Consider the following 14996-nt stretch of genomic DNA (forward strand, 5'->3'; position numbering starts at 1 on the left):
CTGGAGCATGGTTTCTAGAGTTCGATCTGTGTCCACTCGCGTTTCTGCCACATCATCGCGAAGATCACCGAGGCCAGCCCGCGCTGGAGGATCTGCATGCTCCAGATCGCCAGCAGGCCACCGCCGAGAACCGGCCCCACCAGATAGGCCAGTGGCAGGAAGAATAGCCACTGATTGCCCAGGCTGACCGCCATGACCGTGCGGGTGGCGCCCGCGCCGAGCAGGGCCTGGGTGAGCACCAGCGCGGTGGCGTCGATCACCATGCCCAGCCCGGTGAGCGTCAGCGGCAGGCGGCCCAGTTCGATCAGCGCCGGGTCGCTGACGAACAGCCGCAGGATCGCCTCGGGGAACAGCCAGAACGGCGCGCCCAGCAACGCCAGGCCGCAGGCCGCGACCTTCACCACATCCCAGCCCCAGCGATGCGCACTGTCGAAGTCGCGCTCGCCCATGCTCTGGCTGACCAGGGTGGTGGCGGCCATGCCCAGGCCGATGCCGGGCAGGATCAGGAACAGCGCCAGGTTGATCAGCACGTGGGCCACCGCCAGCTCGCGGGTGCCGACCTGGGCGATGATCCAGAACAGCAGGGTGATGCCGGCGGCGAAGAAGAACTGCTGCAGCGAGTTGGGCAGTGACAGGCGCAGCATCACGCGGATGTCGCGCTCGCTCGGCAGGCGCGGGCGGAAGCCCTGGGCGCGGGCGTCGCGCCAGGTGAGCCAGGCGTAGATCAGCGAGCCCAGATAGAGCGCCAGGGTGGTTCCCAGCCCGCTGCCCACCGCGCCCATGCGCGGCAGGCCGAACAGGCCGTGGATCAGGCTGTAGCTGATCGCCGCGTTGGCCAGGTGCATCACCACCAGCGTGCGCATGTACATGCCCGAACGCCGCGTGCCGTTCCAGTAGCCGCGGAAGGAGAAGTTCAGCCCTACCGCCAGCACCGACAGCGCGCGCCACTCGAAGTAGGGGAGGCCGACCGCCAGCACCTCGGGGTCGTTGGACAGGGCGCGGACGATGGGTTCGGCGAACAGCAGGCAGATCAGGGTGATCGGCAGCGACAGCCCCAGCGCCACCAGCAGGCCGCAGTTGAGCGGTGCCGCCTGGTCTTCCATGCGGCCTTCGCCACGACGCCGGGCCACCAGTGCCTGTACGCCGGCGCCCAACCCCATCACCAGGGAGATCGCGACGAAGTTGGCGTAGCTGCCGATACCGACGCCGGCCAGGGACTTTTCCCCCAGATGGCCGACCATCGCGGCATCCACCAGGTTGAGCAGGCTCTGGCTGAGCATTCCGCCGATGATCGGCAGGCCCAGGGTGAGAATGTTCTGGAGGCGCTGACGCTCTAACATGACGTCCTTGGAGGCAGTGTGCTTCCGGCCTGTTGTGGGGAGCGGGCGTGCCCGTGCCGGTCGGGGCGCTGAGGGAAAGCCTAGCGTAACCGTCGTGGCCCTGCTTGTGTCGGGGACTCTTCGACTTCATTGATCTCCTTCATCTCATTGCGAAATGAAGTTGGAGATAGCTCCGAGATCTGCCTGAGGTTTCGCCTTGAGGAGCGGACTCAAGCCCTGTGAGGCATCGACGCGAAGCGTGGGCGGCCCGGTGAGGCCGCCCGCGCCCGGTCTTGAGCGGTACTTACTCGAACAGGCCGTGCCAGCAGTCGCTCAGCTCGCCCAGCTCGAAGGACTTGCACCAGGACTGCTTTTCCAGCCACAGGCGGGTGGTTTCGCGGTCGGCTTCGCTCAGGCTGCCGACCGCGTTCAGGCACAGGTAGCCGGTGAACTCGCCATCTTCGGTGGCGCCGCCGACGAAGACCCAGCCCTCGGACTCGACAAAGGCGATCCACTGATCGAGCACATCATCCAGGTCGCCGCTGTAGTTCACTTCCAGGCTGAAGCCGAACTCCTGGAACTCGCCCAGGCGCAGCTTCTTCTGCAGGCGGCGCTTGCGCGGTTTGGCCATCTGTTCGGGGGTGAGGTATTTCATCTGTCTTTCTCTCGTCAGGGGAAGTCCGGCGGGTGGCCGGGCTTCAATCCGTGGTGTCCTGGGCGATTCGTGCGTCGGCGAACCAGAGCCGGCGCCGGCGCGCCTGGCGCTCATCCAGCGGCAATTGGCGGGGGCGAGGCCGGCAGGGACGCGCCCAGGGTGGCGGGATTATCCAGTATCTGGGCGTTGAGTGCAGCGCAGGTTTTCCCGCCGTCTTCCCTGGGCGCGCCGGGCAGTCCCGGGCGCGGCGCCAGGGGAACCGCCTTACGCGTCGTAACCCAGGTTCGGCGACAGCCAGCGCTCGCTGGTGCCGAGTTCCTGGTCCTTGCGCGCGCTGTAGCGTTCGACCTGGTCCTTGTCGACCTTGCCCACGGCGAAGTACTGCGCCTGCGGGTGGGCGAAGTACCAGCCGCTGACGGCGGCGGCGGGGAACATGGCGTAGTGCTCGGTCAGGGTCACGCCGGAGACGCCCTTGGGGTCGAGCAGCTTGAACAGCGTGCCCTTCTCGGTGTGGTCCGGGCAGGCCGGGTAGCCGGGCGCGGGGCGGATGCCGACGTACTGCTCCTTGATTAGCGCCTCGTTGCTCAGGTGCTCCTCGGGCTGGTAGCCCCAGTATTCCCTGCGCACGCGCTCGTGCAGCCACTCGGCGCAGGCTTCGGCGAGACGGTCGGCCAGCGCCTTGACCAGGATCGCACTGTAGTCGTCGCCCTGGTCCTGATAGGCCTTGGCCACTTCCTCGGCGCCGATGCCAGCGGTGGTGATGAAGCCACCGACGTAGTCCTTCACGCCGCTGTCCTTCGGCGCGACGAAGTCGGCCAGGCTGAAGTTCGGCTTGCCGTCGGTCTTGATGGTCTGCTGGCGCAGATGGTGCAGGGTGGCCAGCTTGTGGCCGTCGTCGCCATAGACTTCCAGGTCGTCGTGGTGGACCTGATTGGCCGGCCAGAAGCCAAGGACTGCCCTGGCGCGAATGAGCTTCTCGCCGATCAGCTTCTTCAGCATGTCCTGGGCGTCGTTGAACAGGCTGGTGGCCGCCTCGCCGACGACTTCGTCGGTGAGGATGCGCGGGTACTTGCCGGCCAGGTTCCAGGAAATGAAGAAGGGCGTCCAGTCGATGTAGTCGACCAGCACGTTCAGGTCGATGTCTTCCAGCACCTTCGCGCCGGTGAAGGAGGGCACTGGCGGCTGGTAGCCGGCCCAGTCGAACTGCGGCTTGGCGGCGATGGCCTGCTCATAGCTCAGGCGCTCGGTACGCGCGCTGCGGTTGGCGGTGCGTTCGCGGACTTCGGCGTAATCGGTACGGGTCTTCGCCACGTAGTCGGCCTTCAGTTCCTTCGACAGCAGGGTGGTGGCCACGCCCACGGCACGGGAGGCGTCGGTGACGTAGACCACCGCGTCGTTGTTGTACTGCGGGTCGATCTTCACCGCTGTGTGCGCCTTGGAGGTGGTGGCGCCGCCGATCATCAGCGGCAGTTGGAAGTTCTGCCGCTGCATTTCCTTGGCGACGTGGACCATCTCGTCCAGCGACGGCGTGATCAGGCCGGACAGGCCGATGATGTCGCACTTCTCGGCGATGGCGGTCTGCAGGATCTTCTCCGCCGGGACCATCACGCCGAGGTCGACGATGTCGTAGCCGTTGCAGCCCAGCACCACGCCGACGATGTTCTTGCCGATGTCGTGCACGTCGCCCTTCACCGTGGCCATGAGGATCTTGCCCTTGGCTTCGGGCTTGTCGCCTTTCTCGGCTTCGATGAAGGGGATCAGGTGGGCCACGGCCTGCTTCATCACGCGGGCGGATTTCACCACCTGCGGGAGGAACATCTTGCCGGCGCCGAACAGGTCGCCGACCACGTTCATACCGGACATCAGCGGGCCCTCGATGACCTCGATCGGCCGCGCGCACTTCTGCCGGCACTCCTCGGTGTCCTCGACGATCCAGGTGGTGATGCCCTTGACCAGCGCGTGCTCCAGGCGCTTCTCGACGCTGTGGCCGCGCCATTCCTCGTCTTCGACTTCTCTGGTCGCACCGCCGCCCTTGTAGTTGTCGGCGATCGCCAGCAGCGCCTCGGTGGCGTCCGGGCTGCGGTTGAGCACCACGTCCTCGACCTTGTCGCGCAGCTCCTGCGGGATCTCGTCGTAGATCTCCAGTTGGCCGGCGTTGACGATGCCCATGGTGAGGCCGTTCTGGATGGCGTAGTAGAGGAACACCGAGTGGATCGCCTCGCGCACCGGGTTGTTGCCGCGGAACGAGAACGACACGTTGGACACCCCGCCCGAGGTCAGGGCGTAGGGGAGGTTGTCACGGATATAGGCGCAGGCCTCGATGAAATCGACCGCGTAGTTGTTGTGTTCCTCGATGCCGGTGGCGACCGCGAAGATGTTCGGGTCGAAGATGATGTCTTCCGGCGGGAAGCCCACTTCGTTGACCAGGATGTCGTAGGAGCGCTGGCAGATTTCTTCCTTGCGCGCCTGGGTGTCGGCCTGGCCGGCTTCGTCGAAGGCCATCACCACCACGGCGGCGCCGTAGCGCTTGCACAGGCGGGCGTGGTGCTTGAACTGCTCCACGCCTTCCTTCATGGAAATCGAGTTGACGATGCCCTTGCCCTGGATGCACTTCAGGCCTGCCTCGATCACTTCCCACTTGGAGGAGTCGATCATGATCGGCACGCGGGAGATGTCCGGCTCGGAGGCGATCAGGTTGAGGAACCGGACCATGGCGGCCTTCGAATCCAGCATGCCTTCGTCCATGTTGATGTCGATCACCTGGGCGCCGGCTTCCACCTGCTGCTGCGCCACTTCCAGCGCTTCGGCGTAGTTCTCCTCGCGGATCAGCCGGGCGAACTTGGCCGAGCCGGTGATGTTGGTGCGCTCGCCGACGTTCACGAACAGCGAGTTGCGGTCGATGGTGAACGGCTCGAGGCCGGACAGGCGGCAGGCGCGGGGAATCTCGGGGATGACGCGCGGAGCGTACTTGGCGACGGCCTTGGCGATGGCCTCGATATGGCCCGGCGTGGTGCCGCAGCAGCCGCCGATGATGTTGAGGAAGCCCGACGCGGCGAATTCTTCCACGACCACGGCCATTTCCGCCGGCGTCTCGTCGTATTCGCCGAAGGCGTTGGGCAGGCCGGCGTTGGGGTGCGCGGAGACGTGGGTGCCAGCCTTGGTCGACAGCTCTTCCAGGTAGGGGCGCAGCTCTTTCGCGCCGAGGGCGCAGTTCAACCCGACGGAGATCGGGTTGGCGTGGCGCACCGAGTTCCAGAATGCCTCGGTAGTCTGGCCCGACAGGGTACGGCCGGAGGCGTCGGTGATGGTGCCGGAGATCATGATCGGCAGCTCGACGCCCAGCTCTTCATAGACGCCCTGCACGGCGAAGATCGCGGCCTTGGCGTTGAGGGTGTCGAAGATGGTCTCGATCAGGATCAGGTCCGCGCCGCCCTCGATCAGGCCTCGGGCCGATTCGCTGTAGTTCTCCACCAGTTCGTCGAAGGTGACGTTGCGGAAGCCGGGGTCGTTGACGTCCGGGGAGATCGAGCAGGTGCGGCTGGTCGGGCCGAGGACGCCGGCAACGAAGCGCGGCTTGTCCGGGTTCTCGGCGGTCTTGGCGTCGGCCACTTCACGGGCCAGGCGCGCGCCCTCGACGTTCATCTCGTAGGCCAGCTCTTCCATGCCGTAGTCGGCCTGGGAGACGCGGGTGGCGTTGAAGGTGTTGGTCTCGAGGATGTCCGCGCCGGCGTCCAGGTAGGCTTTCTCGATGGCCTGGATGACGTCCGGGCGGCTGAGCAGCAGCAGGTCGTTGTTGCCCTTCACGTCGCTCGGCCAGTCGGCGAAGCGCGCGCCACGGTAGTCCTCTTCCTGCAGCTTGTAGCTCTGGATCATGGTGCCCATGCCGCCGTCGAGGATCAGGATGCGCTCCTTGAGGGCTTGCTGGAGGGCTTGCAGGCGTGCGGCGCGGTCAGACATCGGAGGTACCTAGAGAGGCGTGACAATGGGTCGCTGATGATAACAAAGCTGTAGAAAATTTGAGCTTGCGGAGATTTACATGAAAATCGCTCATGTTCTGCCATTGGATAGGCAGCACTATGGCGGCGTTCTCGCTAGAATCCGCTCATTCCGAAGGTCTGGAGCCCCACATGTCCCGGCGAGCACGTTTCACGTTGTTCATCGCATCCCTGATGCTTTCCGCGTTTTCCCAGGCCGCCGGCCTGTCCTACACCAAGGACATCCAGCCGATCTTCACCGAGAAGTGCGTGGCTTGCCACGCCTGCTATGACTCGCCGTGCCAGCTCAACCTGACGGCCGCCGAAGGCGCGCAGCGCGGGGCCAACAAACTGCCGGTGTACGACGGCGCGCGAACCCGCGCGCAGGACACCACCCGGCTGTTCCTCGACGCCCACGGCGCGGATGCCTGGCGGCGCAAGGACTTCTGGTCGGTGCTCGATGGGCGTGACAGCCAGGCCGCGCTGATGGCGCGGATGATCGACCTGGGCCATGAACACCCGCTGGTGCCCAACGCGAAGATCCCGGAAGGTCTGGACCTGTCGATCAACCGCACCAACCAGTGCCCGACGCCCGAGACCATCGACGACTTCGTCGCGAAGAATCCGCGCAGCGGCATGCCCTTCGCCGTCACCGGGCTGACCGACCGGCAGCGCTCGACCATCAAGGACTGGCTGGCCCAGGGCGCGCCAGTGGACGAGCAGGCCTGGCAGCCGGGCGCTGGCGAGGCGGAGCAGATCGCCAGCTGGGAGAGCTTCCTGAACCAGCCCGGCGCACGCCAGAGCCTGGTGTCGCGCTGGCTCTACGAGCACCTGTTCCTGGCGCACCTGTACTTCACCGAGCGCGGCGAGCCGGGGCATTTCTTCCAGTTGGTGCGTTCGCGCACCCCCAGCGGCCAGCCGATCGACCCGATCGCCACGCGCCGGCCGAACGACGATCCGGGCAACACCTTCTATTACCGCCTCTGGCCGATCCGGGGCGTGATCGTGCACAAGACGCACATCACCTATCCGCTCAACCCGGCCAAGCTGGCGCGCGCCCAGGAGCTGTTCTACGGCACAGCCTGGAGCACCGACAAGGTGCCCGGCTATGGCCTGCAGCACCGCGCCAACCCCTTCGCAACCTTCGCCGCGATCCCCGCGCAGGCGCGCTACCAGTTCATGCTGGACAACGCCGAATACTTCGTCCGCACCTTCATCCGAGGGCCGGTGTGCCGGGGGCAGATCGCCACCGACGTGATCCGCGACAACTTCTGGGCGCTGTTCCAGGACCCGCAGCACGACCTCTACGTCACCGATCCGGACTTCCGTGCCCAGGCCTCGCCACTGCTGGCGCTGCCGGGGCAGATCGATGAGATGGGCGCGATGCTGTCGCAATGGCGTGCCTATCGCGACAAGCGCAACGCCTACGAGGAGTTGCGCCAGGACGTCTATGACGACTCGCCGGCGCCGACCTGGGCCGATATCTGGGCCGGCAACGACAATGCCGTGCTGAGCATCTTCCGCCAGTACGACAGCGCCTCGGTGCGCAAGGGCCTGATCGGCGGCATCCCGCAGACCATCTGGTGGCTGGACTACCCGCTGTTCGAGCGCACCTACTACGGGTTGGTGGTCAACTTCGACGTGTACGGCAACGTCGCCCACCAGGCGCAGACGCGGCTGTACTTCGACCTGATCCGCAACGGCGCCGAACAGAACTTCCTGCGCCTGATGCCGACGGCCGCGCGCAAGCCCCTGCTGGATGACTGGTACCAGAACAGCGGCAAATTCAAGATGTGGGCCGACTACTACGACAATGACAGCGATGCGCCGACCGGGCTGTTCCTGCCGGAGAAGGGCGCCAAGAACGCCTTCGCCCAGCAACTGCTCAAGCACTACGTGGCGCTCAATGCGCGGCCCGACCCGATCAACCTGTGCGAGAACGGCGCCTGCTACCGCAACAGCGTCGCCACGCCGCTGCAGGATGCCGAACAGGCCTTCAGCCGACTGGTCAGCCGCCCGGCGGCGGGGCTCCCGGTGATCGACCAGTTCCCCGAAGCGACCCTGCTGAGAGTGGAAATGTCCGACGGCCAGCGCGAGATCTACACCGTGCTGCGCAACCGCGCCCACAGCAACGTCGCCTTCATGGCCGGCGAGTCGCTGCGCTACCAGCCGGGGCTGGACACCCTGACGATCTACCCCGGCGTGCTCTCCAGCTACCCCAACTTCATGTTCAACCTGAAGGCCGGCGAGGCGAATGATTTCGTCACGGCCCTGGAGCAGGTGAAGAACGCGGCAGACTTCGAGAAGGTTGCCGACCACTGGGGTGTCCGCCGCAGCCACCCGCAGTTCTGGTTCTACTTCCACGACCTGGAGGCATACCTGCGCGAAACCGAGCCGGTGGAGGCGGGCGTGCTGGACATGAACCGCTACGAAAACCTTTGACGGTTTCCACTTTGTAGGAGCGAGCTTGCTCGCGAACCAGCCCCCGCCGCAGTGCTGTTCGCGAGCAAGGACTGGGCGTCCCCCTCGATCCTACAAAGGCTACGCAGCCCAGCTGCGAATTATTCCTACTGAAATAGTAGGGCTTTCTACCTTACCCCCGAATGGCGTAAACTGGCGCCACGTTTGCGAGGAGTTGCCATGAGCGCTATCACCATTACCGAAGCCGCACAGGATTACCTGGCCGAGCTGCTGTCCAAGCAGGACACGCCCGGCATAGGCATTCGCATCTTCATCACCCAGCCGGGCACCCAGTACGCCGAAACCTGCATCGCCTACTGCAAGCCGGGCGAGCAGAAGGCGGAAGACACCCCGGTCGGCCTGAAAGCCTTTACTGCCTACATCGACGCCATCAGCGAGCCCTTCCTGGAAGACGCCATCGTCGATTACGCCACCGACCGCATGGGCGGCCAACTGACCATCAAGGCGCCCAACGCCAAGGTGCCGATGGTCAACGAGGACAGCCCGCTCACCGAGCGCATCAACTACTACCTGCAGACCGAGATCAACCCGGGGCTCGCCAGCCACGGCGGCCAGGTGAGCCTGGTGGACGTGGTCGAGGACAACATTGCCGTGCTGCGTTTCGGCGGTGGTTGCCAGGGCTGCGGCGCGGTCGAACTGACCCTGAAGGATGGCGTCGAAAAGACTCTGAAGGAGCGCATCCCGGAGCTGAACGGCGTGCGTGACGTCACCGACCACAGCAACCGCGAGAATGCCTACTACTGAGTGGGTGATCGAGCAGCGAAAAGGCGACCTCCGGGTCGCCTTTTTCGTTTGAAGCCGGTTCTCGATGGAGCAGGGTTCGCGAGCACGCTCGCTCCTACATAGAGTGCCGGGCCGGCCCTGTAGGAGCGAGCGTGCTCGCGAACCGATTCAACAAGCGGACTGCCATGATGCGCAGCGGCATATTGCGTCCTCAGCCCGGGCAACCGTTGGGCTTAAGTACCCGCAGGGTCGATGCCGGATTCGCCGCCAGTTTATCGGCGGCCCGGCGCGGACGCGGCACCAGCTCGCCACCGCAGTTCGGGCAACGGCCGTGCAGCACCTGGTCGGCGCAATCGGTGCAGAAGGTGCACTCGAAGCTGCAGATGCGCGCGTCCGGGCTGTCGCCGGGCAGGTCGCGGTCGCAGCATTCGCAGTTGGGGCGCAGTTCGAGCATGGCGAGTCCTCCAGGGGGGGCGTCAGAGCAACTGGCCGAAGCGTTCGGCGTATTCCTGGGGGCTGATCGCCAGGTGCTTGTGGAAGGTGCGCCGCAGATTCTCCGGGTGGCCAAAGCCGCACAGCCGGGACACCGTGCTGATCGACGCCTGGGCGTCCTGCAGCAGCGCGCGGGCAGCTTCCAGACGAACCCGTTCGACGTAGCGGCCGGGGCCCATGCCCAGCTCGCTGATGAACACCCTCGAGAGCGTGCGCGGGCTCATGCAGGCCTGATTCGCCAGGACCTCCAGCGACAGGTCAGCGCCCAGGTTGGCCGGGATCCACTCCAGCAGCGCGGCCAGGCGTGGCGTGCGGCTGGGCTCCGGGGTCAACCAGTGGCTGAACTGCGCCTGCCCGCCGGGGCGCTTGAGAAACATCACCAGCCGCCGCGCCACGGTCAGTGCCAGGGCTCGGCCGAGATCGGCCTCCACCAGCGCCAGGGCCAGGTCGATGCCGGCGGTGACCCCAGCGGAGGTGAAGACGTGGTCATCGCCGTCGCGGCATTGCGGGTCGTAGGTGTGCAGGCGGTCGCCCTGCACCCGTACACCGGGGAAGCCTGCGCACAACGCATCGACGTCCGCCCAGTGGGTCGTCGCCGGACGGCCATCGAGTACGCCGGCGGCGGCCAGGATCAGCGCGCCGGAGCATACCGAGCCGAGGCGGCGAATCCGCGGTTCCGCGGTGGCGAGCCAGCGCAGCAGATCGCTGTTCCTGCATTGCACCGGGACGCCGAGGCCGCCAGGCACCAGCAGGGTATCGAGGGTGGCAGGGTCGAGCTCGCGCCAGCTCGCGTCGGCGCAGATGCGCAGCCCGGCGGACGTCGCCACCGGCCCGGCCTGTTCGCCGAGCACCTTCAGTTCATAGGCCGGCGCCAGCCCCTGGCGCTGGCGCTCGACATTGGCGGAGGCGAACACCTGCAGCGGCCCGGTGACGTCCAGGCTCATGACTTCGGGGTAGAGCAGGCAGGCGACCTGGCGCGGCGATTCCATGACGGGTCTCGTTCGAACGATGGAGTGAGTGTGGCGGTGCCCGGCGCTGGCGGCAATGCCAGTCACCCCACGGATTTTGCCACGTCACGCATGCCAGGGCCTGCTCCGGCAAGGTCGGTTGCGGAAATGAAAAAGCCCGACGGGTGGCCGGGCTTTCTCGGGCTGTTCCTGGGATCAGGCAGGCATGTGCCAGTCTTGCAGGTTGTAGCCTTCACGGTTCAGCTCATCGCGCGCCTGTACCAGCAGGTCCTCGAGCTGTTCCGGGTCGGAGTAGGCGGAGCTGGGGATGCGGGTCAAGCCCAGCAGACGAGTGCCGGTCCGGTCGATGACGGACAGGTCGAGGCTGCCGTCGCCCCCTTGGTCAATCCAGGTAACGCACTGGAAAGGTTGGAAGGCTCGTCCGGTGATCAGCAGAGCCTCGTTGAAACGAAGGGTCGCATTCATGGTGTGATCTCTCTGCGCGGTAATCCATTGCGAAGATGGCGACGGCGGTCCATCCGCCATCGTGTTCGTTCACGCAATTGATGTTTTCAGAAGCGAAGAAAGTCACAGCCCATGTCGCGTTTGTACACAAAGTAGTCGCAAATTAATCCGAAAGGATCGCTGCAGACCCCGTCAGCCGTGGCCTGCAGCGATATCGAGGGTGCGCCATCGCGCCGCATGTCCCTTTCGTGACGAGCGACGAACGGTCATGCCTGCATGGCCCAGCCGTCCACGTTCATCGCCGCCTGGCGCAAGGCTTCAGAGCGGGTCGGGTGCGGGTGGCAGGTCCGCGCGATGTCCTCGGCGGCACCGCGGAACTCCATCGCCACGCAGTACTCCGCGATCATGTCGCCGACGTTCGGGCCGATCATGTGCACGCCGAGGATCTCGTCGCTGCGCTCGTTCGCCAGCACCTTCACGAAGCCCTCGGTCTCATGGTTGATCTTCGCCCGGCTGTTGGCGGTGAAGGGGAACTTGCCGACCTTGTAGGCGCGGCCCTCGGCCTTGAGCTGCTCCTCGGTCTTGCCTACGGTGGCCACCTCCGGGTGGGTGTAGATTACGCTGGGGATTACGTCGTAGTTCACTTCCCCGGCCTTGCCGGCGATCAGCTCGACGCAGGCGATGGCCTCGTCCTCGGCCTTGTGCGCGAGCATCGGACCGGAGGTCACGTCGCCGATCACCCAGATGCCCGGCACGCTGCTGCGATGCTCGTGGTTCTCCAGCATGCCGCGCTTGTCGGTGGTCAGGCCCACGCTCTCCAGCCCGAGGCCCTGGGTGAAGGGGCGGCGGCCGATGGCGAGCAGCACACGATCTGCCTGAATAAGCTCCGCCGTGCCGCCGCTGGCTGGCTCCACGCTCAGGGTCACCTGCTTGCCGCTGACCTTGGCCTGGGTGACTTTCGAGCCCAGCTTGAAGCTCATGCCCTGCTTGGTCAGTGCGCGCTGGAAGGTCCTGGCGGTTTCCAGGTCCATGCCGGGGCAGATGCGGTCAAGGTATTCGATCACCGTCACCTCGGCGCCCAGGCGTCGCCACACCGAGCCCAGCTCCAGGCCGATGACTCCGGCGCCGATCACCACCAGGTGCTTGGGTACCTCGGGAATGGACAGCGCGCCGGTGGAGTCGAGGATGCGCTGGTTGTCGACTTCCACCCCCGGCAGCGGGGAGGGCTCCGAGCCGGTGGCGATGATGATGTCCTTGGCCTGCAGCGTGCTCTTGCTGCCGTCGGCGGCGGTGACCTCCACCTTGCCCGGCCCGTCGATACGGCCCCAGCCCTTGACCCAGTCCACCTTGTTCTTGCGGAACAGGAACTCCACGCCCTTGGTCAGCGCGGCGACGCTCTCGGCCTTCTGCTTCATCATCTGCGCCAGGTCCAGCTTGGGCTTGACCTGGATGCCGAGGTTGGCGAACTCGCCGCCGGCCGCCGCTTCATACAGCTCGGATGCATGCAGCAGCGCCTTGGACGGCATGCAGCCGACGTTCAGGCAGGTGCCGCCGAGGGTTTCGCGACCCTCCACGCAGGCGACTTTCAGGCCCAGCTGGCCCGCGCGAATCGCAGCGTTGTAGCCACCGGGGCCGCCGCCAATGACGATCACATCGTATGCGCTCATGCAGGGTTCTCCGTGTTGGGAAAAGGGTCAATCGAGGTTAGCCGGTGGTCGTTGGATCACCAGCGCAGAACCCCGGAATTCCGTTACCTGGATTATATTACAGGTATAATATATTTCTTCGGGCAAGTCGCCGCTACATGACAGGCGCGGCGGGGAGGGCGAAAATGCGGGGCTTTGGCGCCTCGGGTTCGTGCGCCTACGGAGAATCCATGAAGATCGACTGCGATTTCGACAGCGGCAACATCCAGGTCATCGACGACAGCGACCCGCGCCATGTGCGCCTGGCGCTGCGCCCGGACACGAGAAGCCCGCACTTCCAGTGGTTCCACTTCAAGGCCGAGGGCCTGCAGAGCGGCCAGCAGTACCGGTTCAGCCTGACCAACGCACCTGGCTCCAGCTACACCGGCGGCTGGCCGGGCTACAACGCCGTGGCGTCGTTCGACCAGCGCGAGTGGTTCCGCGTGCCGAGTACCTACGATTCCGATGGCCTGCACTTCAGCCTCGATGCCGAGCAGCCCCAGGCCTGGTTCGCCTACTTCGAGCCGTACAGCCGAGAACGCCACGCCGAACTGGTGAAGCGCGCCCAGGCCAACGGCGCCGAACGGCTCGCTACCGGCCACAGCCTGGAGGGCCGCGAGCTGCCCCTGCTGCGCATCGGCAAGGGCGCGGCGGGTGCGCGCAAGTTCTGGCTGATCGCCCAGCAGCACCCCGGCGAACACATGGCCGAATGGTTCATGGAAGGCCTGATCGAGCGCCTGCAATCCGGCGACGCCGGCATCCAGCGCCTGCTGGAGCGCGCCGACTTCTACTTGGTGCCGAACATGAACCCGGACGGCGCCTTCCACGGCCACCTGCGCACCAACGCCGCCGGCAAGGACCTCAACCGCGCCTGGGCCGCGCCCAGCGCCGAAGAGAGCCCGGAAGTGCTGTTCGTCCAGCAGCAGATGGCCAAGCACGGCGTGGACCTGTTCCTCGACGTTCACGGCGACGAGGAAATCCCCTTCGTGTTCGCTGCCGGTTGCGAAGGCAACCCCGGCTTCACCTCGCGCCTGGACCACCTGGAAAGCCTGTTCCGCCAGCGCCTGGAAGCCAATGGTGAGTTCCAGAGCGTGCACGGCTATCCCAAGGACGAGCCGGGAAAGGCCAACCTGACCCTGGCCTGCAACCATGTCGGCCAGACCCACGATTGCCTGTCGCTGACCCTGGAAATGCCGTTCAAGGACCACAACCTGTCGCCCAACGCCCGCACCGGCTGGAACGGCGCACGTTCCAAGGCGCTTGCTGGCGCGGTGCTGACCACGGTCGCCAGCCTGCTCGACGACCTGCGCTGAGAGAGATGGCGCCCATCGGGCGTCTATCGCGGGAATGGCCTGTTCCTGCACACCGTGCTTACGGGCTACGCCGATAAGCCTGTCGTGCTTTTCGTCGGACCGTGGGAGACACCCAGTCCTTGCTCTCGAACTGGCTGGGCATGGTACGAGTCCGTTCGCGAGCACGCTCGCTCCTACAGATGTCCGAACTGACCGTTCGATCAATTCGTCCGTTGAAATCGTTGAATCTTCCTACGCAGCTGCTAGTCCAAAGAATGAGGCATTCGCACGCAAGGAGGTGCATATGACTCGACAACGGAAGCTATTGACCCCGCAGGAGATCGAAGACCTGCAGGAACGCATGGATGCTATGGATGAACTGGACTTCAGAGAGCGCCGTGAAGTGCGCAAGAACCGCTCGGGCGACCACAGGCCTCGCACCTACGCTGGCGCAGCGGCCTGATCAACGGGGCCCCAGGGCCCATCCCCACTGGCGCAAGTCAACTCGGGAAACACGGCAGGGCCGTTCCGGCGCCACTCGCCGGATCGGCCTCCGTGGCCGAATCTCCGCATCATAGCCCTCCACCTGTCCGGCGCCGGCGAGATGACATACGGAGCCCGACGGCACGGCTGAGGAACACCGCCGCAACCGTGCATCGCTTGCCTGCAGTTTCCATCCTGCTGTCCCGCTGGCAGTCCGTAGGATGCGCTCCCGGCGGAGGAGGCGCCAGGCAGGGCAACAAGCCGGTCAACTTCCACCTCGACGTCCAGATCCGCTAACGCGGCGACACCCTTCATCGGATCGCACGCCGTTACCGGGCGTGCGGATCTCCCGTCTTTTCACCGCAAGCCGCCGGAATGCGCGGAGTAGAGCGGTCCTGGCGGGTGGTCTGAGGCTTGCCGGTCCACGCGCCTGCTGCAAAAACCACCTGAAAACCTGAACTGCATCACATAGAATCGGTC

11 protein-coding genes are annotated in these 14996 nt (G+C 65.6%); 4 read left to right on the forward strand and 7 right to left on the reverse strand.

Annotation, left to right across the window (positions count from 1 at the left end):
- Nucleotides 1-14: 14 nt before the first annotated feature.
- The 3 genes from H681_RS10970 to metH form a co-directional block, all read right to left on the reverse strand.
- Entirely contained in the window at nucleotides 15-1340 is a 1326-nt protein-coding gene (locus H681_RS10970; protein ID WP_015476922.1) for an MATE family efflux transporter, read from the reverse strand.
- 283 nt (nucleotides 1341-1623) lie between these two features.
- Nucleotides 1624-1974 carry a YggL family protein gene (locus H681_RS10975; RefSeq protein WP_015476923.1) on the reverse strand — a complete coding sequence of 117 codons (351 nt, stop codon included), beginning with the start codon at nucleotides 1972-1974 and terminating at the stop codon, nucleotides 1624-1626.
- Nucleotides 1975-2238: 264 nt separating this feature from the next.
- On the reverse strand, nucleotides 2239-5931 hold the full coding sequence (gene metH, locus H681_RS10980; protein WP_015476924.1) for a methionine synthase: 3693 nt from the start codon (nucleotides 5929-5931) through the stop codon (nucleotides 2239-2241).
- Nucleotides 5932-6101: 170 nt separating this feature from the next.
- Here metH and H681_RS10985 point away from each other — a divergent pair, with 170 nt between their 5' ends.
- Together H681_RS10985 and nfuA are read left to right on the forward strand one after the other, a co-directional pair.
- Nucleotides 6102-8390, forward strand: coding sequence for a fatty acid cis/trans isomerase (locus H681_RS10985; protein ID WP_015476925.1), 2289 nt, complete (start codon nucleotides 6102-6104; stop codon nucleotides 8388-8390).
- A gap of 198 nt (nucleotides 8391-8588) precedes the next feature.
- The gene (gene nfuA, locus H681_RS10990) at nucleotides 8589-9173 is read left to right on the forward strand and encodes a Fe-S biogenesis protein NfuA (protein WP_015476926.1); all 585 of its coding nucleotides are present in this window, start codon (nucleotides 8589-8591) and stop codon (nucleotides 9171-9173) included.
- A 190-nt stretch (nucleotides 9174-9363) separates the two neighbouring features.
- Here nfuA and H681_RS10995 read toward each other — a convergent pair whose 3' ends face one another.
- The 4 genes from H681_RS10995 to lpdA form a co-directional block, all read right to left on the reverse strand.
- A complete protein-coding gene (locus H681_RS10995) occupies nucleotides 9364-9606 on the reverse strand; it encodes a DUF1272 domain-containing protein (RefSeq protein ID WP_015476927.1) in 243 nt (80 codons plus the stop codon).
- A 22-nt stretch (nucleotides 9607-9628) separates the two neighbouring features.
- Nucleotides 9629-10633, reverse strand: a complete 1005-nt coding sequence (locus tag H681_RS11000; protein WP_015476928.1) for a GlxA family transcriptional regulator — start codon at nucleotides 10631-10633, stop codon at nucleotides 9629-9631.
- Nucleotides 10634-10807: 174 nt separating this feature from the next.
- A complete protein-coding gene (locus H681_RS11005; RefSeq protein WP_015476929.1) occupies nucleotides 10808-11077 on the reverse strand; it encodes a hypothetical protein in 270 nt (89 codons plus the stop codon).
- A 245-nt stretch (nucleotides 11078-11322) separates the two neighbouring features.
- Nucleotides 11323-12723 (reverse strand): dihydrolipoyl dehydrogenase, encoded by a 1401-nt coding sequence (gene lpdA, locus H681_RS11010; protein WP_015476930.1) that lies wholly within the window; start codon nucleotides 12721-12723, stop codon nucleotides 11323-11325.
- 209 nt (nucleotides 12724-12932) lie between these two features.
- Between lpdA and H681_RS11015 the strand changes: the two genes are divergently transcribed.
- Together H681_RS11015 and H681_RS26700 are read left to right on the forward strand one after the other, a co-directional pair.
- Nucleotides 12933-14054 (forward strand): M14 family metallopeptidase, encoded by a 1122-nt coding sequence (locus H681_RS11015; RefSeq protein ID WP_015476931.1) that lies wholly within the window; start codon nucleotides 12933-12935, stop codon nucleotides 14052-14054.
- A gap of 283 nt (nucleotides 14055-14337) precedes the next feature.
- Nucleotides 14338-14496 (forward strand): hypothetical protein, encoded by a 159-nt coding sequence (locus H681_RS26700; RefSeq protein WP_015476932.1) that lies wholly within the window; start codon nucleotides 14338-14340, stop codon nucleotides 14494-14496.
- Nucleotides 14497-14996 lie beyond the last annotated feature (500 nt).

It is taken from the genome of Pseudomonas sp. ATCC 13867 (genome assembly GCF_000349845.1).
Classification (GTDB): domain Bacteria; phylum Pseudomonadota; class Gammaproteobacteria; order Pseudomonadales; family Pseudomonadaceae; genus Pseudomonas.